Below are 1,036 nucleotides of genomic sequence, written 5' to 3'. Positions count from 1 at the left end.
ACGTGGGAATGCGTCGAAAACGCGCTGAGAATTTGTGTCATGTCGAGCATGCCCACCGCGCGATTGCCTTCGCAGACCATCAAACGCTTCATGCGATTACGTGTCATGGTGATCATGGCGTTAAACAGAAAATCCCCGTCATCAACATGGTAGACAGGGAAAGTTGCGATCTCACCTACAGGTGTGTCCACGGCGCAATTATCCAACATAACCGAGTGCAGCATGTTGGTACGAGTCACGATGGCGTACGGGTGAGCTGACGGCCATTTTTCCAATCGCGGGTCGTCGTCATGGAGCTGAACCAATGCAGCATCGATGCCGTTATCTTTTAGAGTTCGAGTTACCTCGTTGATTGGCGTTTCTGGCGCGAGGATCATCGGCGGATGATAAATGCTGTTATCGACTTTGGTCAGAATGAATTCGGCCAAGTTTTGCTGTTGCTGCGCGGCTTCGATGAGTTCTTGTCGTTTGGATAAGTTGTTGTCGAAGTAAGCTGCGAACTGGCCATTCTCGTTATAAAGCTCGAGAAAAACGTCTTTTGGCAGCAAGTACGAAAGGGTGTCTTCCAGCGCGATGTATTGATGTCGAACGCATTCTTCAAACAGTGAACGCACATCAAACATGTCGTCATTAGCGTAGTGAGCGAACACTTCGGATTGGTCTTTGGAACGTTCTTCGACTGCGCCTTTGATCAATATGTGCAAGTGAGGGTTGGTCTGCCCGCTAGATAAAATGACATCTCGAGTTCGATAGTACGCCACATCTAAGGACGAGCGCAGCCGAGTTTGCTGAGCATCGGTCAGACGATCGAACGGGGGAGATTGCATATTAAATTTGTCAGGCATGGAGACACCTAAAATTGGGAGGAACACAGTATAAGTCTGACAAATTTCTTGCCGTAAGCCAGACGACTTTGGTCTAAATCGCTGGACATTGATGGACGAATTTGGCGCATCAAAAGTCAGAATGACATCGAGGAAACGGTAAGTTGCCTATTCTTCCCTTTTTCTAATACGCATAGCGATCCATAATCCAC

Annotated in this window: 1 protein-coding gene; it reads right to left on the bottom strand. The window is 48.1% G+C overall.

All coding sequences use genetic code 11. From position 1 onward, the window contains the following. Window positions 1-845, bottom strand: an 845-nt coding sequence (locus R8N46_RS25515) for a cyclic nucleotide-binding domain-containing protein (protein ID WP_318189817.1), incomplete at its 3' end; no start/stop codon positions are given. Between the last annotated feature and the right edge of the window lie 191 nt (window positions 846-1,036).

It is taken from the genome of Vibrio sp. 1874, from assembly GCF_033344395.1.
Lineage (GTDB): Bacteria > Pseudomonadota > Gammaproteobacteria > Enterobacterales > Vibrionaceae > Vibrio > Vibrio alginolyticus.
Note: the sequence above shows the minus strand (reverse complement) of the source record. Positions and strands in the feature narration are given on the sequence as shown.